Annotated in this window: 19 protein-coding genes; 11 read left to right on the top strand and 8 right to left on the bottom strand. The window is 73.9% G+C overall.

Annotation, left to right across the window (positions count from 1 at the left end; translation table 11 throughout):
- Positions 1-7 precede the first annotated feature (7 nt).
- Positions 8-2,161, bottom strand: a complete 2,154-nt coding sequence (gene uvrB / locus OG447_RS16405; protein ID WP_266937304.1) for an excinuclease ABC subunit UvrB — start codon at positions 2,159-2,161, stop codon at positions 8-10.
- Between the two features lie 246 nt (positions 2,162-2,407).
- Between uvrB and OG447_RS16400 the strand changes: the two genes are divergently transcribed.
- From OG447_RS16400 to OG447_RS16390, 3 genes are all read left to right on the top strand, one after another.
- Positions 2,408-3,328, top strand: a complete 921-nt coding sequence (locus OG447_RS16400) for a glycerophosphodiester phosphodiesterase family protein (RefSeq protein WP_266937302.1) — start codon at positions 2,408-2,410, stop codon at positions 3,326-3,328.
- Positions 3,329-3,374: 46 nt separating this feature from the next.
- Entirely contained in the window at positions 3,375-3,938 is a 564-nt protein-coding gene (locus tag OG447_RS16395) for a methylated-DNA--[protein]-cysteine S-methyltransferase (protein ID WP_266937301.1), read from the top strand.
- Positions 3,939-4,139: 201 nt separating this feature from the next.
- Positions 4,140-5,483, top strand: a complete 1,344-nt coding sequence (locus OG447_RS16390) for an MFS transporter (protein WP_266937300.1) — start codon at positions 4,140-4,142, stop codon at positions 5,481-5,483.
- Here OG447_RS16390 and OG447_RS16385 read toward each other — a convergent pair.
- Both OG447_RS16385 and OG447_RS16380 read right to left on the bottom strand, forming a co-directional pair.
- Positions 5,470-5,880 (bottom strand): cupin domain-containing protein, encoded by a 411-nt coding sequence (locus tag OG447_RS16385; protein WP_266937298.1) that lies wholly within the window; start codon positions 5,878-5,880, stop codon positions 5,470-5,472. The genes OG447_RS16390 and OG447_RS16385 overlap by 14 nt on opposite strands.
- A gap of 92 nt (positions 5,881-5,972) precedes the next feature.
- On the bottom strand, positions 5,973-6,740 hold the full coding sequence (locus tag OG447_RS16380; protein WP_266937296.1) for a class I SAM-dependent methyltransferase: 768 nt from the start codon (positions 6,738-6,740) through the stop codon (positions 5,973-5,975).
- A gap of 82 nt (positions 6,741-6,822) precedes the next feature.
- Between OG447_RS16380 and OG447_RS16375 the strand changes: the two genes are divergently transcribed.
- On the top strand, positions 6,823-7,755 hold the full coding sequence (locus tag OG447_RS16375; protein WP_266937295.1) for a pseudouridine-5'-phosphate glycosidase: 933 nt from the start codon (positions 6,823-6,825) through the stop codon (positions 7,753-7,755).
- The gene (locus tag OG447_RS16370; protein WP_266937294.1) at positions 7,752-8,651 is read left to right on the top strand and encodes a carbohydrate kinase family protein; all 900 of its coding nucleotides are present in this window, start codon (positions 7,752-7,754) and stop codon (positions 8,649-8,651) included. The genes OG447_RS16375 and OG447_RS16370 overlap by 4 nt, the downstream gene beginning before the upstream one ends.
- 390 nt (positions 8,652-9,041) lie before the next feature.
- Here OG447_RS16370 and OG447_RS16365 read toward each other — a convergent pair whose 3' ends face one another.
- Positions 9,042-9,689 carry a uridine kinase gene (locus tag OG447_RS16365; protein ID WP_266937293.1) on the bottom strand — a complete coding sequence of 216 codons (648 nt, stop codon included), beginning with the start codon at positions 9,687-9,689 and terminating at the stop codon, positions 9,042-9,044.
- Between the two features lie 93 nt (positions 9,690-9,782).
- Between OG447_RS16365 and OG447_RS16360 the strand changes: the two genes are divergently transcribed.
- Complete coding sequence (locus OG447_RS16360; RefSeq protein ID WP_266937292.1) at positions 9,783-11,228, top strand: WGR domain-containing protein; 1,446 nt, start codon at positions 9,783-9,785, stop codon at positions 11,226-11,228.
- Between the two features lie 91 nt (positions 11,229-11,319).
- Here the strand turns inward: OG447_RS16360 and OG447_RS16355 are convergent, their stop codons facing one another.
- Positions 11,320-11,688 carry a cupin domain-containing protein gene (locus OG447_RS16355; protein ID WP_266937290.1) on the bottom strand — a complete coding sequence of 123 codons (369 nt, stop codon included), beginning with the start codon at positions 11,686-11,688 and terminating at the stop codon, positions 11,320-11,322.
- A gap of 139 nt (positions 11,689-11,827) precedes the next feature.
- On the opposite strand from OG447_RS16355, the gene OG447_RS16350 reads away from it, so the two are divergent.
- Positions 11,828-12,490 (top strand): DUF2293 domain-containing protein, encoded by a 663-nt coding sequence (locus OG447_RS16350; RefSeq protein WP_266937288.1) that lies wholly within the window; start codon positions 11,828-11,830, stop codon positions 12,488-12,490.
- Between the two features lie 165 nt (positions 12,491-12,655).
- On the opposite strand, the gene OG447_RS32280 is transcribed toward OG447_RS16350, so the two are convergent.
- Entirely contained in the window at positions 12,656-13,291 is a 636-nt protein-coding gene (locus tag OG447_RS32280) for a chaplin (RefSeq protein WP_323181779.1), read from the bottom strand.
- Positions 13,292-13,487: 196 nt separating this feature from the next.
- Between OG447_RS32280 and OG447_RS16335 the strand changes: the two genes are divergently transcribed.
- From OG447_RS16335 to OG447_RS16320, 4 genes are all read left to right on the top strand, one after another.
- Complete coding sequence (locus tag OG447_RS16335; RefSeq protein WP_266937287.1) at positions 13,488-14,027, top strand: hypothetical protein; 540 nt, start codon at positions 13,488-13,490, stop codon at positions 14,025-14,027.
- Positions 14,028-14,182: 155 nt separating this feature from the next.
- Entirely contained in the window at positions 14,183-15,019 is an 837-nt protein-coding gene (locus OG447_RS16330; RefSeq protein ID WP_266937286.1) for a vWA domain-containing protein, read from the top strand.
- Positions 15,016-15,852: a hypothetical protein gene (locus tag OG447_RS16325; RefSeq protein ID WP_266937285.1), complete on the top strand. Its 837-nt coding sequence runs from the start codon at positions 15,016-15,018 to the stop codon at positions 15,850-15,852. Before OG447_RS16330 ends, OG447_RS16325 begins: the two co-directional genes overlap by 4 nt.
- Positions 15,853-15,855: 3 nt before the next feature.
- Positions 15,856-18,048, top strand: coding sequence for a hypothetical protein (locus OG447_RS16320; protein ID WP_266937284.1), 2,193 nt, complete (start codon positions 15,856-15,858; stop codon positions 18,046-18,048).
- A gap of 10 nt (positions 18,049-18,058) precedes the next feature.
- On the opposite strand, the gene OG447_RS16315 is transcribed toward OG447_RS16320, so the two are convergent.
- Positions 18,059-19,264, bottom strand: a complete 1,206-nt coding sequence (locus OG447_RS16315) for an SWIM zinc finger family protein (RefSeq protein WP_266937283.1) — start codon at positions 19,262-19,264, stop codon at positions 18,059-18,061.
- A complete protein-coding gene (locus OG447_RS16310) occupies positions 19,261-22,158 on the bottom strand; it encodes a DEAD/DEAH box helicase (protein ID WP_266937282.1) in 2,898 nt (965 codons plus the stop codon). Before OG447_RS16310 ends, OG447_RS16315 begins: the two co-directional genes overlap by 4 nt.
- Between the last annotated feature and the right edge of the window lie 31 nt (positions 22,159-22,189).

Raw genomic sequence — 22,189 nt, 5'->3', positions numbered from 1 at the left:
GTCCCTGTCAGGCGAGGCCCGCTTCCTTCATCTGCCGCAGCTCCTTCTTCAGCTCGCTCACCTCGTCGCGGATCCGGGCCGCCACCTCGAACTGCAACTCGGCGGCGGCGCCGCGCATGCGCTCGGTCATCTGCTCGATGAGCGAGGCCAGTTCCGCGGCGGGCCGGTCGGTGAGCACCTCCGCGGCCCGCGCCCCCTTGGCACCCTTGGCTGCCTTGCCCGCCTTGGCAGCGGTCGCCTTGCCGCCGAGCGCGGGCACCGGCGCCTTGGCGCCCTTGCCGTCGGCCGCCTGCCGGTAGCCGGTGCCGAGGAGCTCCTCGGTGTCGAGTTCCTCGCGGGCGATGGTGGCGACGATGTCGTTGATCTTCTTGCGCAGCGGCTGCGGGTCGATCCCGTTGGCCGTGTTGTAGGCGACCTGCTTCTCCCGGCGGCGGTTGGTCTCGTCGATCGCCTGCGCCATCGCCGGGGTGATGCTGTCCGCGTACATGTGGACCTGGCCCGACACATTGCGCGCCGCGCGGCCGATGGTCTGGATCAGGGAGGTCCCGGAGCGCAGGAAGCCCTGCTTGTCGGCGTCGAGGATCGCCACCAGGGACACCTCGGGCAGGTCGAGGCCCTCGCGCAGCAGGTTGATGCCGACCAGGACGTCGTACTCGCCGGACCGCAGCTCGCGCAGCAGCTCGATGCGGCGCAGGGTGTCCACGTCGCTGTGCAGGTAGCGGACCTGGATGCCGAGCTCCAGGAAGTAGTCCGTGAGGTCCTCGGCCATCTTCTTGGTGAGGGTGGTGACCAGGACCCGCTCGTCCTTCTCCACCCGCTGCCGGATCTCGTGCACCAGGTCGTCGATCTGACCCTCGGTCGGCTTGACCACGACCTCGGGGTCGATGAGGCCGGTGGGGCGGATGATCTGCTCGACGAAGCCGTCGCCGCGCGAGAGCTCGTACTTGCCGGGGGTCGCCGACAGGTAGACGGTCTGGCCGATCCGCTCCTGGAACTCTTCCCACTTCAGCGGCCGGTTGTCGAGCGCGGACGGCAGCCGGAAGCCGTGGTCGACCAGGGTCCGCTTGCGCGAGGCGTCACCCTCGTACATCGCGCCGATCTGCGGCACGGTGACGTGCGACTCGTCGATGACGAGGAGGAAGTCCTCGGGGAAGTAGTCGATGAGCGTGTTGGGCGCGGAGCCGCGCTCGCGGTCGTCCATGTGCAGCGAGTAGTTCTCGATGCCGGAGCAGGACCCGATCTGACGCATCATCTCCAGGTCGTACGTGGTGCGCATGCGCAGCCGCTGCGCCTCCAGCATCTTGCCCTGCTTCTCCAGCTCGTCGAGGCGCCCGGCCAGCTCGGCCTCGATCCCGCGGACCGCCTTCTCCATGCGCTCGGGTCCGGCGACGTAGTGGCTGGCGGGGAAGACGTACAGCTCGCGGTCCTCGCTGATGACCTCGCCGGTCAGCGGGTGCAGGGTGGAGAGGGCCTCGATCTCGTCGCCGAACATCTCGATGCGGACGGCCAGTTCCTCGTAGACCGGGAAGATCTCGATGGTGTCGCCGCGCACCCGGAAGGTGCCGCGGGTGAAGGCCACGTCGTTGCGGGTGTACTGGATGTCGACGAAGCGGCGCAGCAGCTGGTCCCGGTCGGTCTCCTCGCCGACCTTGAGGGAGACCATCCGGTCCACGTACTCCTGCGGGGTGCCGAGGCCGTAGATGCAGGACACGGAGGCGACGACGATCACGTCGCGCCGGGTCAGCAGCGAATTGGTCGCGGAGTGGCGCAGCCGCTCCACCTCCTCGTTGATGGAGGAGTCCTTCTCGATGTAGGTGTCCGACTGCGGTACGTAGGCCTCGGGCTGGTAGTAGTCGTAGTACGAGACGAAGTACTCGACGGCGTTGTTCGGCAGGAGCTCGCGGAACTCGTTCGCCAGCTGGGCGGCGAGGGTCTTGTTCGGCGCCATGACCAGGGTGGGGCGCTGGAGCTTCTCGATCATCCAGGCGGTGGTCGCCGACTTGCCGGTGCCGGTCGCACCCAGCAGGACGACATCCTTCTCACCTGCACGGATGCGCTTCTCCAGCTCGGCGATGGCCGCCGGCTGGTCGCCGCTGGGCTGGTAGGAGCTGACGACCTCGAAAGGCGCCACCGTGCGTTCGATCTTCGATACGGGCCGCATGACTCCACCGTACGACCCCCCACTGACACTCACGCGGCCTCCCGGCTCCGCGCGCCCCCGGGCGGGTCCGCCAGGCCGTACGACTCTCACACGTTCTGGTCCGTTTGTCGTAGTTCGGTGGCGGCCCGGTGATCTTCAACCCCATGATCGCGGTACAGGCTCCGCCGTGAAGTGCACCGCCGCAACGTCTGCCGTTGCGCACATGTCTGACGCAGGACCAGGGCTCACGACCCGAGGAGAACGCACATGCACCTCGTCCGACCGGCCGCCGCGGCCGCCGCCGCCTTCCTGGGCTTCACCCTGACCGTGCTCGGCGGGACAGCCGCCACCTCCTCCACCCCGTCCGCCACCTCCGCCGGATCCGCCGGAGCCCCCCTGGACGTACTGTCGGGGCCCGTCGTCTACGCCCACCGGGGGGCCTCGGCCTACGCCCCGGAGAACACCCTCGACGCGATCGACCTGGCCATGCGGCTGGGCTTCGACTGGGTCGAGAACGACGTCCAGCGCACCAGGGACGGCGAGCTGGTGGTGATCCACGACGACACCCTCTCCCGGACGACCGACGTCGAGCAGGTGTTCCCCGGCCGCTCCCCGTGGAAGGTCAAGGACTTCACGGCCGCCGAGATCGCCCGGCTCGACGCGGGGAGCTGGTTCGGCGAGGAGTTCACGGGAGCCCGGGTGCCGACCCTGCGGGAGTACATGGACCGGGTGCAGCGCAACCAGCAGCGGCTGCTCCTGGAGATCAAGAAGCCGGAGCTCTACCCCGGGATCGAGGAGCAGACCCTGAAGGTGCTGGACGAGGCCGGCTGGCTCGACGAGCGGCACGTCTCGGAGCGCCTGGTCGTACAGAGCTTCAGCGCCGACTGCGTACGCATCGTGCACGGGCTGCGCCCGGACCTCGTGACGGCCTTCCTGGGCACCCCGACGGTGGCGGACCTTCCCCGGTACGCGCAGTTCACCGACCGGATCAACCCGTGGCACACCACGATCTCGGCCGACTGGGTCGCGGCGGTGCACGGTCTGCTGGGGGCCCACGGCAAGGCCATGGAGGTGGACACCTGGATCGTCGACGACGCGGCGACCGCCCGGAAGGTCCGGGACATGGGCGTGGACGGGATCATCACCAACGCCCCGGACGTGGTCCAGGACGCCGTCGACGGGTTCTGAGCGGCGGGCGCAGCCCGTTGTCGGAGGGGCGCCGTACGGTGGAGCCGTGGACAGCACCGAGCGGCCCCGCGGGCCGCACCTCGAATGGACCGTCGTCCCCAGCGACATCGGTCCCCTGCTCCTGGCCGCGACCCCGGAGGGTCTGGTCCGGGTCGAGTTCCATGCCGGGCCCGACCGGGTCGATTCCATGATCGGCCCGCTCGTCTCCCGGCTCGGCGCCGACGCCTGGCGGCCCGCGCCGGGCGAGGAGGTGCTGCTGGCCGAGCCCATACGCCAGCTGGCCGCGTACTTCGCCGGATCGCTGCGGCGCTTCGAGCTCCCGCTGGACTGGCGGCTCAGCTCCGGCTTCAACCGGCAGGTGCTCCAGGAGCTGGACCGCTCCGTGCCCTACGGAGCGGTCGTCGGGTACGGGGAGCTGGCCGCCCGGGTGGGGCAGCCCGGTGCCGCCCAGGCGGTGGGCAACGCCATGGGGTCGAACCCGCTGCCGCTGGTGGTGGCCTGCCACCGGGTCGTGGAGAACGACGGCGGCATCGGCGGGTTCGGCGGCGGGGTGGAGACCAAGCGGCTCCTGCTCGCGCTGGAGGGCGTCCTGCCGCAGCCGCTGTTCTGAGCCCGGACCGCCTCCCCGGCACAAGGTCCTGGTCAGCGGAGCGCCGGGCCCGGTGTACCCGCTTTCGCGGCGCGGTAAGGGGTGGGACACTGCCGCGGTGACTACTCCTGCCGTCGCCCCCCGCCCCGCCGCCTCCCGCCCCGCCGCCTCCCGTCCCGCCGCCTCCCGCCGCGTCCCGCACCCGCGCAGGGGGTGCACGGCGTGAGCGCCTCACCGGACACCGGCCGCCCGGCCGCGGTCGTCACCGCGCAGGACCTGCCCCGGCTCCAGCGGCGCACCTCCGGGGTGCTGATCGCCAGCCAGATCCTGGGCGGGCTCGGCATCCCGATCAGCATCGCCCTGGCCCCGGTCCTGGCCACCGAGGTCAGCGGCACCGAGGCCATGTCCGGCCTGGCCTCCACCGCCTCGGTGATCGGCACCGCCCTGCTCTCGCTCCCGCTCGCCGCCCTGATGACCGCGCGCGGGCGCAGGCCCGGGCTGGTCCTGGCCTACGCGATCGGCGCGACCGGAGCGTGCCTCGTCGTGCTCGCCGCCACGATCAGGAACTTCCCGCTGCTGCTGCTCGGCATGGCCGCGTTCGGCGCCGCCTCCTCCGCCAACCTCCAGTCCCGGTTCGCCGCCGCCGACCTCGCCGCCCCGGACCGCAGGGCCCGGGCGATCTCCCTCGTCGTGTGGGCCTCCACCATCGGCGCGGTGCTCGGCCCCAACCTGTCCGCCCCGGCCAGCCGCAGCTTCGCCGGGACCTCCATACCCCAGACGGCCGGGCCCTTCGTGTGGGCCGCGGCCGTCTTCCTGCTCACCGGCGCCCTGATCGGCGTACTCCTGCGACCGGACCCGCTGCTGACGGCGCGGGCGCTGGCCGCGCCCGAGGAGCAGACCCGCGAGGGGCGTTCGCTGCGCGCCGGGTTCGCGGCCGTCAAGGCCTCCCCGCGGGCACGGCTCGCCCTGCTGACCGTCACGGTGTCCCACACCACCATGGTCTCGATCATGGTGATGACCCCGATGGACCTCGGCCACCACGGCGCCGGGCTGGAGCTCATCGGGCTGGTGATCAGCGGTCACATCGCGGGCATGTTCGCCTTCTCGCCGCTGATGGGGTGGCTCGCGGACCGCCTCGGCCGGCTGTCGGTGATCGGCCTGGCGGCCGGGCTGCTGTCCGTCGCCACCCTGCTCGCGGGCACGGCCGGGCCGAGCCACGGCCAGACCGCGCTCGGCCTCTTCCTGCTCGGCCTCGGCTGGTCCGCCGGGATGGTGTCCGGCTCGGCCCTGCTGACCGACTCGGTGCCACAGCCCGCACGGGCCGCCGTACAGGGCCTGAGCGACCTGACGATGAACACGGCCGCGGGCGTGGGCGGGGCCGCCGCCGGGCTGGTCATGGCCCAGGCGGGCTACGGCTGGCTGAACGCCATCGGCGCCGGGCTGCTGCTGCCGATGGCGGCGCTCGCGCTGTTCACCTCGCGCCGCCACCCCGTGCCGGCGAAGGCCGCGCCGGCCACGGCCCTGCCGACGAAGGCCGCACCTGCGGAAGGGGTCACGGAAGGCTGATGTGGTAGGCCTTGCGGAGCGTCTCGTGCACGGTCCAGGTGGTCTTGTCGCCCTCCCGGAGCACGCAGGCGGAACCGGGGCCCACCTCCAGCGTGGCGCCGCCCTCCACCTCGATGGTGGCCCGGCCGCTGACCACCACGAACAGCTCGTCGGCCTCGGTGTCGGTGACCACGCCCGGGGTGATCTGCCAGATCCCGCGCAGCTGCTTGCCGTCCGGGGACTCCCACAGCACCTTGCCCGTCACCACGGGCGTACCGGAGACGATCTGCCCCGGATCGAGGTCCTCCACCTCCAGCTCGGCGTCCGGTACCTCCGGTACGCGGACGGCGAAGGAGGCGGGGGCGGTGACGTCGGCGGGGGCGGGCCCGGCGGCGGCGTTGTGATCACTGGTGCTCATGACGCGCACCCTAATCCGCCGGGGCCGCCCGCCGCGGTGACCAGAGCGTCCAGCGCTGCCGGGGCGGACGAGTCACCCTGTCCAGCGCCCGGTCAGGGCCCGGGCCGCCGCGCGCCGAGGACCGGCTGGTGGAATCCGCTGTCCGCCGGAGCGTGCCACACCGTGTCGCGGAAGCCGGCCCGCCGGGCGAATTCCGCGGTCTGCTCCTCCGGCAGCGCCCAGTAGGTGGCGCTCGACGTCCGCGTGGTCCAGGTGTCCCCGGCCGGCAGCAGCTGGAAGAGCTCCAGGTCGTACCGTTCCCCGTCGGCGTGCCAGTGCCACAGCTGGAAGGTGATGGTCCGCCCCTCTGCCCCCTCGCGCACGTGCGGGGCCTCGCTCCGCGGCCGGGTGCGCAGCAGTTCCCCGTACGGGCGGGTGGAGAGCAGCAGCAGTCCGCCGGGGCGCAGCACCCGCAGGGTTTCGGCCAGGGCGGTGTGTACGTCCTGGGCCGTCAGCAGGTGCGGCAGGGCGTTGTCGGCGCAGACCACGGCGTCGAAGGAGGCGTCCGCGAAGGGCAGGGCCCGCATGTCGGCCGCCAGGACCGGCAGGGCGAGCCCGCGCCCGGCCGCCTCGCGTGCGGCGCGGGCGACGGAGACGGGGCTCAGGTCGGCCCCGGTGACCCGGTGGCCCAGTGCCGCCAGCCCCAGCGCCTGGGTGCCGATGCCGCAGGCGCTGTCCAGGACCGTGTGCGGACCCGGGCCGAGCGCGGCGGTGAGCAGGGCGTCGAGGGACCGGCCCTGGCGGGCGGTGCTCGCGTCCCAGTCCGCGTACAGGAGGTCGTAGCGGTCGGCCAGTTCGTCGTAGAAGGGCCGCGGGTCCATGCGGCAACGCTACTCGGACACCTTGGGACGGGTGTGGCGGGAGCGCGTTTGGGGGCGCGGATCCGGTGCCATGGATGGGGACATGTCACAGCACAGAGCAGCTGAGGTCCCGGTCCTGTCGGAAGAGGTACGCGAGGCACTCGCCGGGCGGCGGCCCGTCGTGGCCCTGGAGTCGACGATCATCGCCCACGGTCTGCCCCGCCCCCGCAATCTGGCGGTGGGCGGGGAACTGGAGGCGCTGGTCCGGGCGGAGGGAGCCGTTCCGGCGACGATCGCGGTGGTGGACGGGGTGGCGTACGCGGGACTCGACAAGGCGCAGCTGGAGCGGATCGCGGGCGGCGAGGGCGTGCGCAAGCTCGGCCACCGGGACCTGGCGCCCGCGCTCGCCACGGGGGCGACCGGGGCGACGACGGTGTCCGCGACGGCCTTCCTGGCGGCGCGGGCGGGGCTGCGGGTCTTCGCCACGGGCGGGCTGGGCGGCGTGCACCGGGAATGGGCGCAGACGCAGGACGAGTCGGCGGACCTGTCGCTCCTGGCACGGACCCGGATCACGGTGGTGTGCGCGGGGGTGAAGTCGATCCTGGACGTGCCGGCCACGCTCCAGCGGCTGGAGACGCTGGGCGTGGGGGTACTGGGGTACCGGACGCGCCGGTTCCCCGGTTTCTACCTGGCCGATTCCGGAGAGCCGGTGGACTGGAGCGTGGAGGGGCCCGAGGAGGTCGCGGCGGTGATGGCCGCTCAGGACGCGCTGGGAGGACCGGAGTCGGCTCTGCTGGTGGCCAACCCGGTGGCGGAGGCGGAGCAGCTGGATCCGGAACTCCACGACCGGGTGCTGGCCGAGGCGCTCGCCGCCTGCCGCAAGCAGGGGATCACGGGGCAGGCAGTGACCCCGTTCCTGCTGGGGTTCCTGGTACGGGCGACCGGCGGGGCCTCGCTGGAGGCGAACCTCGCGGCGGTACGGGGCAACGTGCGGCTCGGGGCCCGGATCGCGGGGGCCTGGGCGGAGCGGGCATGACCGGGGCGGGGGCACTGCTGGTCGTCGGGGACGTGGTGACGGACGTGGTGGCGGTGCATCCGGAGCCGCTGGCCCCGGCCACCGACACGGCCGCCCGCATCCGCACCCTGCCGGGCGGCGCGGGCGCCAACGCGGCCTGCTGGGCGGCCCGTACGGGGGCGCCGGAGGTACGGCTCCTCGCCCGGGTGGGCGCCGAGTCCGCGCGGTGGCACGAGCGGGCGCTGGAGGAGGCGGGGGTGCGGCCGCGGCTGGTGATCGACGCGCAGGAGCCCACGGGGACGGTGGTGGCGCTGGTCGGCAAGGACGCGGAGCGGACCTTCCTGACCGACAGCGGGGCCTCGCTGCGGCTCTCCCCCGCCGACTGGGCTCCGTCCCTGCTGGACGGGGTGGCCCATCTGCACCTCTCCGGCTACTTGTTCTTCGCCGACAGCAGCCGGGAGCTGGCCCTCGTCGCCCTGCGGGCGGCCCGGGCGCGGGGGGTGCCGGTGAGCGTGGACCCCGCCTCGGCAGGGTTCCTGCGCACCCTGGGGCCGCGGCGGTTCCTCGACTCCGTAGTGGGGGCCGGCGTACTGCTGCCCAACGAGGACGAGGCCCGGCTGCTGGCCGGGCTGCCGGAGCCGGCCGGGGCGGCGCGGGCGGCGGCGGAGCTGAGCCTGCGGGTGCCGCTGGTGGTGATGACCCGGGGTGCGGCCGGGGCCCTGGTCGCCGAGGAGGGCCGCGTCACGGCCGAGGTCGCCGCGGAGCCGGCCGGGGCGGTGGACTCCACGGGCGCCGGGGACGCGTTCACCGGCGGCTTCCTCGCGGCCCGGCTGACGGGCGCCACCCCGGCGGAAGCGGCCCGCGCGGGCTGCCGGGCGGCGGCCCTGGCGATAACCCGGCTGGGCGGCAGACCGTAGGACGGCCTCGGGGCGAGCGCAGGCCGGCGGGGCCGCGGGACGGCGGACCGGCCGCAGTTCAGGGGGCTGCCCAGGCCCCGGCGTCACTCGGGACCCGGCCAGCCCCCGCGGCCTGGCGGCGTCCGCGACACGGGTCCCGGCGGAGCCGGGAAGCAGGTCCGGGCGAAGCCCGGGACCCGCCCCGGCGGCCTGGCGGCTCAAGGCACGAATCCCGGCGGAGCCGGGAAACCGGTCCGGGCAGAGCCCGGGAAACGGGTCCGGGCGGAGCCCGGGAAACGGAGAAAGGGCGGGGCGGGGACGAGCTCCGCGCAGCGGCACCCGCACCGGCACCCGACCCGAGCCCCGACCCGGGCCCCGCCCCCGCCCCTACCCACCCGGCCGGGCCGACGCCTACGACCCGCGAAGGCCGCCCCAGGCGGGATGGCGGGGGTCGTCCGCCCGGACCACCGCGTCGGCGGTCGACGCCGGGTCGGTGTCGGCCTCGTAGCGGGCGAAGGCGGGCAGCGTCCAGCGCGCGGACTCCTCGGTGCGGCGGGCGAGTGCCCCCGGGGAGAGCCTGATGTGGACGCTGAGGTCGAAGGGGAACCAGTGGCCCAGCAGCAGCGGGCCGTGCACGATCACCACGGCGCCCGGCGGGAGTTCGGCGTACGGGCTGCGGGTCGCCCGGTCGGTCACCGGGTCCCAGAGGTCGGGCAGTACCCGGCCGGTGCCGCCGGGGTCCGTCGGGCCGAACACCTCGCGCCAGAGCGCGGCCGTGTCGTACCAGCCGCTGAGGTAGGTGTCCACGTCCTCACGGCCGAACTCGAAGCGCAGGGAGGCCGGTCGCAGGAAGCCCTCGGCCGCAACCACCAGGGCCGACCGGCCGCGCAGCCGCAGCTCCTCGGCGAGGTGGGCGGCGAGCACGCCGGTGCCTGCGGCGGGCGCCCCGTCGATGCCCACCCGCTGCCAGACGTCCTGCCCGGGGCCGGGCGCGCGGTCGTCGAGGTGACCGGCGAGCCGCTCGGCCATCCGCTGCCATGTGATCGCTTCCAGCTGCACCAGCCCATTGTCAGTGGTGGCCCGTAGCGTCTTTCACGAGGGATCACCGGCGGAAAGGGCGCCGGTGGCCCGGCCTTCGGGGAGGGGTCTGTCATGGCTCGGGAGACGACGTATCTGGAGCTTTCGCAGGATGGCGGCGGAGCGCACAAGTTCTACGAGTTGACCGTGGACGGCACCGCGGTCTCTGTGCGTTACGGACGCATCGGTGCGGACGGGGCCCTGCAGAGCTCTTCCTTCCCGACCGCCGAGAAGGCGAGGGCGGCGGCCGCGAAGAAGATCGGGGAGAAGGTCCGCAAGGGGTACGCCCCGGCGGTGCGCGGGCAGCGCGTGGCGCGGTCGGTGACCCGCCGCCAGGTCACGTCGGCGCCGTCGACGGCGCGGGCGGTGGCCCCCGTGCTGTGGCGCTTCCGCACCGGCTCCTCGGCCTTCGGGATCCATGTGGACGAGGACCGCTGCTGGGTCGGCAACCAGGCGGGCGACGTCTACACGCTGAGCCACGGCGGTGAGGTGCTGGCCCGCTACTCCCTGCCGGACGGGGTGAAGTGCCTGGTGGCGGACGAGTTCTGGATATACGCGGGCTGCGACGACGGCACGGTGTACGACCTGTCGTCGAAGGTGCCGTTCGGGGCGTACGACATCGCGGCGGACGTGGATATCTTCTGGCTCGACATCCGCGAGGGCGTGCTGAACGTGTCCGACCGCAGCGGCGGGCTGACGGTCATCGACCACGAGGACGAGTTCCAGTGGTCGCGGCGCTCGGCGGGCTCCAACGCGTGGATGGTCCGGGCGGACGCGGACGGGGTCTACCACGGGCACAGCAAGGGGGTCACGGCGTACGCCCCCGACGGCGGCCGGGAGTTGTGGCACACGGCGACCAACGGCTCGGTGCTGTTCGGCTGGCAGGAGGAGCACGCGGTGTACGCGGGCACCGGGCGCAACACCGTGCAGCGGCTGTCGAAGGCGACCGGCGCGGTGGAGGCCACCTACCGGTGCGACGCGGCGGTGTACTCGTGCGCGACCTCGCCGGACGGCCGGCACGTCTTCGCGGGCGACCTGTCCTCCTCGGTGTACTGCTTCGACGCCGACGGGCAGCGGCTGTGGAAGCTGGGCACGGGCAGCGGGGCGGCGCTGTCCATGCAGTACCTCGACGGGCGGCTGTACCTGGTCACGACCGACGGTTCGCTGGTGTGCGTGGACGCGAGCGAGCAGGCGATCGCGGCGGCGCAGCAAGGTTCGGTGCCGACGGCGATGGACGTCAAGTCGGCGGCCGCGCTGCCGGTGTTCACCCCGGCCGCGTCCGCCTCGGCGGTGGCGACGGTGTCGGTGGCCGCGGCGCCGGCGGGCGGTGTGGTGGTGGAGTGCGTGCAGCAGGGTGGCCGGATGCGGGTCCAGGTGGTGTCGGCCGGGTTCGAGTCCTCCTGGAACGTGCAGTTCCCGCGCGGGATCCGGGAGCCCGGCGCCCGGTACGTGGTGGACGGGCTGCACGCGGCGTCGGGGGGCTTCTACCGGGTGCGCGGGGAGATACGCCGACTGGTGTGAGCCCGAGGTGCGGGGCTGGAGTGCGCGGCCGGGGCGCGGGGCCGGAGCGCGCTGCCGGGGGCGCGGGGCGGGGGCGCCGGGCCCGGCGGACTCAGGCGGTGTGCTCCTGGCACACCGCGGGCGTGGCCCCGGAGGGGGGCGGGGTGGGTATGGAGAAGGGGGTCCCCTCGGGGAGCGCCGGGGTCACGTAGAGCACGACCGGGTCCGTGCCGAGGTTGTGGCCCAAGTGGACGTGCCCGATGCCCGCGGGTTCCACGAAGGTGGTCCCCGCCCGGTGCACCTCGATCGTGCGGTCGTACAGGACGCGGGTCAGCGTCCCCGCCAGGACGACGGCGTCCAGCCGCACCCGGTGGTAGTGCCAGCCCGTGCAGCCGCCCGGCGCTATGACGATCTCCCGGCCGGCCGGCGCGAAGGCGGGGCGTGGTCTCGCCGGTCGTACCGTCGTCTGCTGTCCCCGCATGTGCCCTCCCCGGCGGGCCGGCCGTCGTCCACCAGCCACACCGTAGAAGGACAGCACGACATCGAGGAAGAGTTGGTGGAACATCAACAGCCCCTCTCCACCAGGTGATATGAGGCTCCTTCGGCGGTATCACACCTGTATGAGCCTGGTCGTCTTCGAGTCAGCGAAGCAGATCCACTGCGCGGAGTGCCGGCACGGTCCGCTGCGGCACCTCGTGCGCGAGGCGGGCGTGCCGCGCTGCCTGGACTGCGCGGATCTCGGACACCTGGTCTACCTTCCGCGCGGGGACGCGGCGCTCACCCGCCGCTCCCGTGAGGCGAGTTCACTGTCCGCGGTCGTCGTCCGCTTCAACCGGCGCCGCCGCCGGTACGAGCGTCAGGGGATCCTCGTCGAGGATGCCGCCCTGGCCCGGGCCGAGCGTGCCTGCCTCGCGGACGCGGAGGCGCGTTCCCGGCGCCGGGAACGCGACCGGGTGCGCCGCGCGGCCGAGGACACCCGGTTCACGGCGGCCTTCGCCGCCGAGATAGTACGGCTGTTCCCCGGGTGCCCGGCGGGTCGGGCCGTGGCGATCGCCACCCACGCCTCGGTGCGCGGCAGCGGCCGGGTGGGCCGCAGCGCGGCCGGCCGGGCCCTCGACGAACTCGCGGTCTCGTACGCAGTCCGGGCTGCCGTGCGGCACACCGACACCGAGTACGACGCCCTGCTGATGGCGGGTGTCCCGCGCTTCGCCGCCCGTGCCCGGCTCGCCGCGCGGATCGACGCCGTCCTGGACAGCTGGCGCCCGGTACCGCCCCGGCCCTGACGTGCCGCGTCCGACTTCGCCGGACCCGACCCCCGCGTCCCCCGACCCGCCGGACCCGGCCCCGGGTCCCGACCCGCCTGACCTGACCCACCGGACCTGACCCGCCGGGCCTGGCTCGCCGGGCCCGACCCACTGGACCTGACCGCCGGGCCTGATGCGCCGGGCCTAGTGCGCCGCCGGGCGGAAGCGCCGGTAGAGGAAGGCGCCGCCGAGCAGCAGTGCTCCGCCGCCGGGGAGCAGGTAGCCGAGGCCGTCGGCTCCGGTCTGGGCGAGTGCCTCGGTGTGGCGCGGCGGCGCCGGCGGCTGGGCCACGGGCCGTTCGGCGACGGGCGGCTGGGGCGGCTTGCCGACGCTGGGCACCTCGCCGTTGACGGAGGTGTTGCCGCTGGAGCTGTTGCCGACCCCGACGACGCTCACCGCGTTCCCGCTGATGTTCAGCGGGACCTCGACCGGGAGCTGGAGTCCGTTGCCGGACAGCAGCCCAGGTGAATCCTTTCCGCTTCCGTGAGCGGCGGCCCCGCCTCCGTTGCCCGAGCCGTGGCCCGTGCCGGGTTTCGACGGGTGGGCGGATGGGGCCGACGGCTGCGAGGGCCCCGGCCCGGGATGCCCGCCGCCCTTCGGCGTCGCGTTGGTACAGCGGTTCCCGGCGGCGGAGTTGAGCACACCGATCACGCTCACGGTGTTCCCGCACACGTTCACCGGGGCGTGCACGGGCAGTTGCACCAGATTCCCCGAGAGCAGCCCGGGCGACCGCTCGGCCGCACCGGCCGCGTCCGCATCGGCGTAGGCGAGTCCGCTCACGCCCGCGACCGCCAGTCCGCCTCCCGCAACCACCGCCGCGATCAAGCCATTCCGACGACTGTGACGCATCAGTTTTCCTGCCTTCCGGAGAGGTTCCCGGGCGTTGCACCCGTACCGGAGACAACGCGCTGAACCCGTTCGGGTTATAGAGCCGGTAGGCATTTCACTCCATCGTGTACTGGGTACTGCCTATTTCATGACTGCTCGCCCGCTGCTCCTCCTCGATGTGGACGGCCCCCTGAACCCGTTCCGGTCCCTCTTCGCCGGTCTCCGGGGATACACGAGCCACCGGATGCGCCCGGACGTCTGGCTCTCCTACCGCGACCCGGAGTCCCGCCGCGCCCGGCGCGGCGCGCGGGTGCGCCTCCACCCGTCCCACGGGGCCCGGTTGCAGGCACTGCCCTTCGACCTCACCTGGGCCACCGCCTGGACGCACCAGGCCAACACGCTGATCGCCCCGCACATCGGCCTTCCCGGCGATCTCCCCGTCGTCGACTGGCCGGAACTCTTCGCCCGCGACCCGGAGGGCCTGTCGTGGAAGACCCGCCCCCTCGTCGACTGGGCGGCCGGCCGCCCGTTCGCCTGGGTCGACGACATGATCACCCCCCTCGACCGGGCCTGGGTCGCGGCCCACCACCCGTCCCCCGCGCTCCTCCTGCGCATCCACCCCCGCCACGGCCTGCGCGACCGCGACTTCACCGCGTTGACCCGCTGGGCGGCCGAACTGGCCGGATGAGAGGGGCACTTGTCAAAGATCCAGATTCGCCCCTTGGATCCCCTGCCGCGTCCTAACATCGCGTGTGGGGGATCACGGTGTGCGTGTGCCGGCCAGTGTGTCGTCGGGTCCTCCGCCGGACGGACCACCCTTCGCCGCCTCGTCAGGAGTTCCAGGTGCCGTACACCGCCGAGATCAGCCGCAGCAATCCGACGAGCATCATCTTCCTTGTCGACCAGTCGACTTCGATGAGCGATCCCATCGGGGGCGAGGTTCCCCAGCAGAAGGCCGATGTCGTCGCCGACGCGATCAACCGGCTGCTGACGGAACTCTCCATCAAGTGCGCCAAGGAAGAGGGCGTGCGCGACTACTTCCACGTCGCGGTGATCGGCTACGGCGCCAGTGTCGGCTCCGCCTTCGCCGGCTCGCTGGCCGGGCGGGACATCGTGCCGCTGAGTGAGGTCGCGGACCATCCGGCGCGCGTCGACGAGCGCAGCAAGAAGGTTCCGGACGGCGCCGGCGGTCTCGTCGAGACCACAGTCAACTTCCCTCTGTGGATGGACCCCGTCGCCCACGGCGGCACGCCCATGACCCGCGCCCTGAAGTACGCCGAGACGCTGGTCGCCGGCTGGACCGAGCGCTTCCCCGCGAGCTTCCCGCCCATCGTGATCAACCTGACGGACGGCGAGTCGACCGACGGCGATCCGTCGGCCGCGGCCGACGCCATCACCTCGCACGCCACCGCCGACGGCGCCGCCCTGCTCTTCAACCTGCACGTCTCGGCCTCGGGCGGCACCCCGACCGCCTTCCCCGACAGCGCCGACGGCCTGCCCGACAGCTATGCCCGCACCCTCTTCAGGATGTCGAGCCCGCTGCCCAGCCACATGCGCTCGTACGCCGCGTCCCAGGGCCGGCGCGTGAGCGAGACGACCCGGGGATTCGTCTACAACGCGGACATCACCACGATCGTCCAGTTCCTGGACATCGGTACCCGCGCCACCGAGCTGCGGTGAGCACAGCGCCCTTCCTGTTCGTCACCCACCTGGTGGCGCCCAAACACGGGAGCACGGAGGCGGAGTGCGAGGACGCCGTGGCCGTGCTCCCGGCCTGCACGCACGTCGACATGGTCCGGGAGCCGTTGACGGCGGGCATCTGCGACGGTGCCACGGAAAGCGTGCTGGCCAAGGACTGGGCCCGGCTCCTGTCCGGGGCGGCGGCCACGGAGGCCATGGACCGGCCGGGCGTCCTGGCGGGCGGTCCGGCCTTCGAGGAGTTCACGGCGCGTGCCGTGGCCCGGTGGGAGCCCTGGCTGGAGGAGTACACGCGGACCCGCGCCGACGAAGGACGGCCGTTGAAGTGGTACGAGCAGGCCAAGCTGGCCTCCGGTGCGTTCGCGACGCTCCTCGTGGTCCGCGTCGACCCCGAACCCCCGACCGGACCCGGATCGGCCTGGCACTGGCAGGCGGCCGCCCTGGGCGACAGCTGCCTCTTCCACCTGCGCGACGACCGGCTGCTGAGCTCGTTCCCGGTGCAGCGGCCGGAGGACTTCGACACCACGCCCGACCTGTTCAGCAGCCGCAACCACGACACGGTGCTGCTGGAGGAACGCACCCGGTTCGCCGACGGGAAGGCGCTGCCGGGAGACCGGCTGCTCCTGATGACGGACGCCCTCGCGGCGTGGTTCCTCTCCGCCGCGGACCCCACCGCCGCCCTCCACGAACTGCTGGACTTCTCGGGACCGGGAGACCTCGGCGCGTTCACGCGATGGCTCACGGGACTCCGCGAGGGTCGGCTCCTGCGCAACGATGACGTGGCCGTCGTACGGATCGACTTCGAAGGACGGTGAACCGTGGGCGCGCCCACCGGTCCGCACAGGCTGTTCCCCAGCGGCGCGGCCTACGCGGAGGCTCTTCAGCACACGGAGCTCTGCTTCCGGCACCCCGAACTGAAGGGGGCCCGGCCCGAACTCACCCGGCTCGGCCTTCCCCGCGCCATCTCGGGTGCCTTCGCGAGCGTGTTCTCGCTGACCTCCGCGGCGTCCGGGAAGCGGTACGCGGTCAAGTGCTTCACCCGGCACGTCCCCGACCAGGAGCTGCGCTACCAGGAGATCAGCGCCGAGCTCGCCGCCCTCGACCTCGGCGAGCTGTCCCAGCCGTGGAAACTCGGCTTCGACTACCTCCCGGACGCCATCCGGGTGGGCAAGGACCGGTTCCCCGTCCTGAAGATGGACTGGATCGAGGCGGTCACCCTCTCCTCGTGGCTGGACAGCCACCATGGCGACAGTGCCGCCGTCGACCGTCTCGCGGGCCGCTTCGCGGACCTGACGGCAGACCTCTCCTCGCACGGCATCGCCCACGGAGACCTCCAGCACGGCAACCTCCTGGTCGCGCGCGACGGCACCTTCCGGCTCGTGGACTACGACGGGATGTACGTACCAGCGCTGGCCGGCCACGGCGGGACCGAACGCGGCCACCGCAACTACCAGTCACCCGCTCGCGGGAACGACGACTTCGGAGCCGAACTCGACCGGTTCTCCTCCTGGGTCATCTTCCTGGCCTTGAAGGCCGTCGCCGCCGATCCCGGACTGTGGAGCCGTCTGCACGAGCCGAGCGGCGAGTTCCTGCTGCTCACGGAGGAGGACTTCAAGAGCCCGTCCACCTCGGCCGGTCTGCTGACCCTGCTGTCCCACCCCGACCGGACCGTGAGCGGGCTCGCCGACCACGTGAGGTCGCTGGCGTACCAGCCCCTCGACGCCCTGCCCCCGCTCACCCCGGCCGGCCCCGCCATCCCGGCGCAGGTCACCGCCGCACAGGCCGGTGCGGCCTCGCCGTCGACGCCGTCCCCCTCCGGTGCGGGCCCGCTTCCCCGCTGGATGGCCGACCACCTCCCCGCGCCGGAGCCTGCGGCTCCCCCCTCGCCGCAGGTCGCCGGCGCCGGGCGGCAGGCCGGCTTCCTCGGGCGCCGGCTGTCCGACGTGGTCACCGCCGTCCTGCTGCCGCTCTCGATCGCCGCCTCCGTGCTGATGGTGCTCGCCGGCCTTCTCGTGCCGACGGGCACGCAGCTGGCGCCGCTCGCGTTCACGGCTCTGGTCTGCGCCTTCGCCCGGCGTCGGCGTACGGAGACCAGGCACGCCCGGCAGGTCCTGACAGACCTGCACCACCGCATGAAGCAGCTCGACAGCCCTGAGCGGAGTGCCGAGAAGCTCCGCAAGGAGCGGGCCGGTTTCGACGACTCGGAGACCGACCGCAAGGCCCGGCTGCCGCGCGAGCAGCAGAAGCTGAACTCCCGCTACCACAAGGACCTGAAGGCCGCGGAAGAGGCCAAGGTCCGCACCCTGCGCGACACCGACCAGAAGATCGCCGCCGTCGACAGCGACCTCCGCCAGGCCCTCGTCAAGGCGCTCACCGCCCGGCAGGCCGACTTCGTCCAGGACCGGCTGAGCCGCAAGCAGATCGCCCACGCCCAGGTACGCGGCATCGGGGAAGCCCTGACCCACCAGCTGGCCCTGGCGGGGATCCGCACCGCCGCGGACTTCACCGGCTACCGCAGCGTGCAGAACGCCGCGTACAACAGTGTCGGCGCGGTGCTCGTGCTCCGGGGCGGCCGCGCGGTGAAGGTGCCCGGCATCGGCGAGGCCAAGGCCAAGGCCCTGGTCGGCTGGCGCAGGCGGGAGGCCGCCGCGGCCGAAGCCGTCCGGCCCACCCGCCTCCCCGCCGCGGAGCGCGCCTCGATCGAACGGGACTTCGAGCGTCGGCGCACCCTGCTCGCCCGCCGGCGCAAGGACGCGGACGCCGCGGCCGACACCGCGCGCGCAGGGGCGAAGAGCCGGCTGGAAGACGGCCTCGCCCGGCTGGCTCAGGAGGACGCCGCCGCCACCCTGCGGGCACAGCAGGAACGGCAGGAGTTCAGCCGGCGCAGCATCCGGCTCCAGCAGGACAAGGCCCGGTACGAGGCCCTGCGCGGCGCCCTGGACGAAGCACGGCGCCACAGCCGAGAGCTCACGTACGCCCGCTACCTCCGCTTCCTCTACGTGGGCCGCTGAGGCAGCGGCCTCAGGATCCGAGCGCCGTGAGCGGGTCCGGGGAGGGGCGGCCCGTGGGCCACCAGTCCTCGTCGTCCGGACGGGACTCGTAGGCGTACCAGAGGGCGTCGCGGCCGAGGCGGAGTTGGCGGGTGGTGGCCGTGAGGCGGTTGCGCTCGGGACGGAAGGAGCCCTGGGCCGCGGCGAGGAGCACCGGACGGGCCCGGTCGAAGGGGCCCGCCGGGGGGTCCCAGGGCTCTTCGAGGGCGGCGAGGGCCGGACGGCCGCCCTGGCGCCAGGCCGCGGCGGCGCGGGCCAGGTCGGTGGTGCTGCGGCCGGTGGCGGCGGCCAGGTCGCGGTACAGGGCGCGGGCGGCGCCCGTGAGCCCGGCCGTGGAATGCGCGGAGGCCAGCCGGACGGCGTCCTGCCAGAGGCTGAGCCCGGCGATCGGGTCCTCGGCGGTGGTCAGCAGGGCGAAGGCGCGGGCGGCGGCGTCGGAGGCGAGCTGGTCCAGGGCCAGCGGATCCGGGGCGGCGGGGTCGGCCGGGTACGCCGGAGGAAGCCCCGCGGCGGCGGGCGCGGCGAGCGGCGCCGGCAGCGGGGGCAGGACGGTGCGGGCGAGCGCGGCGCGGGCCGGGACCCCCGCGAGGTCCGGTGTGCTGTCGGGCCGTTCCCGAGCGGCGTGGGCGGCGTTGCGGCGGGTGAGCTCCTCGAGCAGCTCCCGCTCGCCGCGACCGCGCACGAGCAGCAGGACGAACGGGTCGTCGTCCAGGAGGCGGGCCGCCCGGTAGCAGAGGGCCGCCGCGTGCTTGCACGGCGGACGCGCCACGTCCGGGCAGGAGCAGCGCGGGACGAGCTCGCCGGCGCGAGGCAGGACCGTGTCCGCGAGGCTCCGCGGGACCTCCCGCTCCAGCAGGGCGGCGAGCGCCGCGGGATCGGCCGCGACCGCTTCCAGGAGTTCGCTCCACTGCGCGTCCGGGAAGGCGGGCAGGAGCAGTTCGGTGCGGTAGGGGCGGGGCCGGCTGCCCCGCACGTACGCCACGATCCGGCCCGGGGTGACGGTGACCGCGTCGACGTGGCCGCCGTCCGCGTACGTACGGCCCCGGGCCAGGCGGGCGGCGTCGCGGGCGACCTCCTCCAGCGCCGACACCCAGGCCCGGCCCCACCAGCTCACCGCATCCGCTCCGGCGGGCACGGTCTCGAAGGTGCGGCGGCGGTCGTCCTTCGCGGTGATCATCCGGGCCTCCGCAGGGACACGAGGTCGGCCAGCTCCCGGTCGGTGAGCTCGGTCAGCGCCGACTCGCCGGAGCCGAGGACGGCATCGGCCAGGGCCCGCTTGGCCTCCAGCATCTCGGCGATCCGGTCCTCGACCGTGCCCTCGGCGATGATCCGGTGCACCTGCACGGGCTGGGTCTGGCCGATCCGGTAGGCACGGTCGGTGGCCTGCTCCTCGACCGCCGGGTTCCACCAGCGGTCGAAGTGGATGACATGGCCGGCCCTGGTCAGGTTCAGCCCGGTGCCCGCGGCCTTCAGCGACAGCAGGAAGACGGGGACCTCGCCCGCCTGGAAGCGGTCCACGAGCTCCTCGCGGCGCGGCACCGGCGTCCCGCCGTGCAGGAGCTGGTGGGAGATCCCCCTGGCCGACAGGTGCTGCTCGATGAGCCGGGCCATCGTCACGTACTGGGTGAAGACCAGCACCGAGCCGTCCTCGGCGAGGATCGTGTCCAGGAGCTCGTCCAGCAGGGCGAGTTTGCCCGAGCGGTGCGGGATCCTGGGCTGCTCCTCCTTCAGGTACTGCGCCGGGTGGTTGCAGATCTGCTTCAGCGAGGCCAGCAACTTCATGATCATGCCGCGGCGCTCGATGCCCTCGCTCGCCCCGATCACGGCCATCGCCTCGTCCACCGCGGCCTGGTAGAGCGAGGCCTGCTCGCGCGTCAGCGAGACCGGATGATCCGTTTCCGTCTTCGGCGGCAGCTCGGGCGCGATGCCGGGGTCGGACTTCTTGCGCCGCAGCAGGAACGGCCGTACGAGGGCGGCCAGTCGGGCGACCGCCGCGTCATTGCCCCCGTCCTCCTCCTGCTGGTGCTCCACCGGCCGGGCGTGGCGGGCCCGGAAGGCGGTGAGCGGGCCCAGCAGACCGGGCGTGGTCCAGTCGAGGAGCGCCCACAGCTCGGAGAGGTTGTTCTCCACCGGGGTACCGGTGAGGGCCACCCGGGCGGGCGCGGGGATCGTGCGCAGCGCCTTCGCGGTCGCCGAGTGCGGGTTCTTGACGTGCTGGGCCTCATCGGCGACGACCATGCCCCAGCACTGCCCGGCCAGCCGGGGGGCGCTGGCGCGCATCGTGCCGTACGTGGTGAGGACGAAGCCGCCGTCGAGCCCGTCCAGACTGCGGGTGCCGCCGTGGAAGCGGCGCACCGGCACCCCGGGCGCGAACCTCTCGATCTCCCGCTGCCAGTTGCCCAGCAGGGATGCCGGGCACACGACGAGCGTCGGCTCGGGCCGGTCCCGGTGCAGGTGCAGGGCGATCAGGGTGACGGTCTTGCCGAGGCCCATGTCGTCGGCGAGGCAGCCGCCGAGCCCGAGCGAGGTCATCAGGTCCAGCCAGGCCAGACCGCGGGCCTGGTAGTCGCGCAGGGTGGCCTTCAGCGCCGCGGGCTGCGGAAGCGGAGTCAGCTCTCCCGTCAGCCGCTCGCGCAGGGCGGCCAGGGCCCCCACCGGGACCGCCTCAACCGGCTCGCCGTCGATCTCCGTGGTGCCCGAGAGGGCGACGGCCAGCGCGTCCACCGGGTCCAGGAGGCCCAGCTCCCGCTTGCGCGCCTTGCGCACCAGCTCGGGATCGACCCGCACCCACTGGTCCCGCAGCCGTACGACGGGCCGGTGGGCCTGGGCCAGGGAGTCCATCTCCCCCGGGGTGAGCCGGTCACCGCCCAGGGCCAGCTCCCAGGAGAAGGCGAAGAGGTGCTCGGCGTCGAAGAAGGCGGTGCCGTCGGTCGCGGACCCGGGCGCGGTGGACCGTACGACGGCGGTCGCGGAGAGCGTACGGGCGAGCTCGCGCGGCCAGTGGACCAGGACCCCGGCGGCCGCCAGCCGGTTCGCGGCCACGCCCAGCAGGTCTTCGAGCTCCGGGTCCGACAGGGCGAGGACGTCGGGCGCGGGCTGGTCCAGCAGCCGCAGCAGGGGCGGCCAGACCCGCGCGGCCCGGCGCAGCGCGAGCACGGCGTCGATCCGGGCGCGGGGACCGAACCCGGCGGCGGCCGCGCCCGCCCACAGCAGCCCGGCGTCGGTGACCAGGGTGGGGTCGGCGAGGCTGTGCACCTGGACGACGGCGGCCCCGGCCCGCCGGACGTCCTCCACGGGCCCGGTGTCCTCCTCGGGTCCGCCGAAGAGGCGGAAGGACGACAGGTCGAGCCGCAGCGAGATCCCCACGCCGGTGTCGGCGCCGGCCGCGACCTGCGCGGCCCAGTCCGCCATCCCGGGCACCTGCTGCGCCTCCCGTGCGGCGAAGGGCCGCCCGGCGGCCAGGGGAGCGGCCGGGGTACGGGGCAGGGTGTCGGCCACGGCGTCGAGGAACGCGCGGACCAGCGCCTCCGGTTCGGGCAGCTGGAGGGGGCGGCGCCCGGGCAGGGGCGTGGCGTACCCCTCGTGCGGCAGCGCGGCGGCGACCGCCCGGAGGTGGCCGACATCGGCGGCGTCGAGCGGCCCGGCGCGCCAGGCGTCGACCCCCTCGGGGGTGAGGCCGGGCAGCAGCCGGCCCCGGGCGACCAGGGTGAGTGCCTGGGCGGCGGCCGTGCCCCAGGCGCGGGTGGCGGGATGCGCGGCGGGGCTGCGGGGCGCCCGGGCGAGCAGGGGCAGGGCGTCGGCGACGGAGAAGGCCACGGCGGGCACGGTCCGGCTGCGGACCCCGTCCCCGTGCGGGCGTACGACCGTGAGCGGTGTCGGCGTACCCGCGGCGGGCAGCGCGTCCCCGTCGGGCGCCCAGAAGGCGATCCGTCCCTCACGGGGGACGGCGGCGGGCAGGAAGACGGCGGCATGGCGCAGCAGTGCGCGGGCGGCGTCCGTCTCCCGCGGCTGTGGCGGCGACGGCCACGGCGACGGCGACACCCACTGCTGTGACGGCGACGGCTGTGTCATGGTGTCCCCCCTCCCCCGGTCGCTGCGGATC

Source organism: Streptomyces sp. NBC_01408, from assembly GCF_026340255.1.
In the GTDB taxonomy this organism is placed as follows: Bacteria; Actinomycetota; Actinomycetes; order Streptomycetales; family Streptomycetaceae; genus Streptomyces.
Note: the sequence above shows the minus strand (reverse complement) of the source record. Positions and strands in the feature narration are given on the sequence as shown.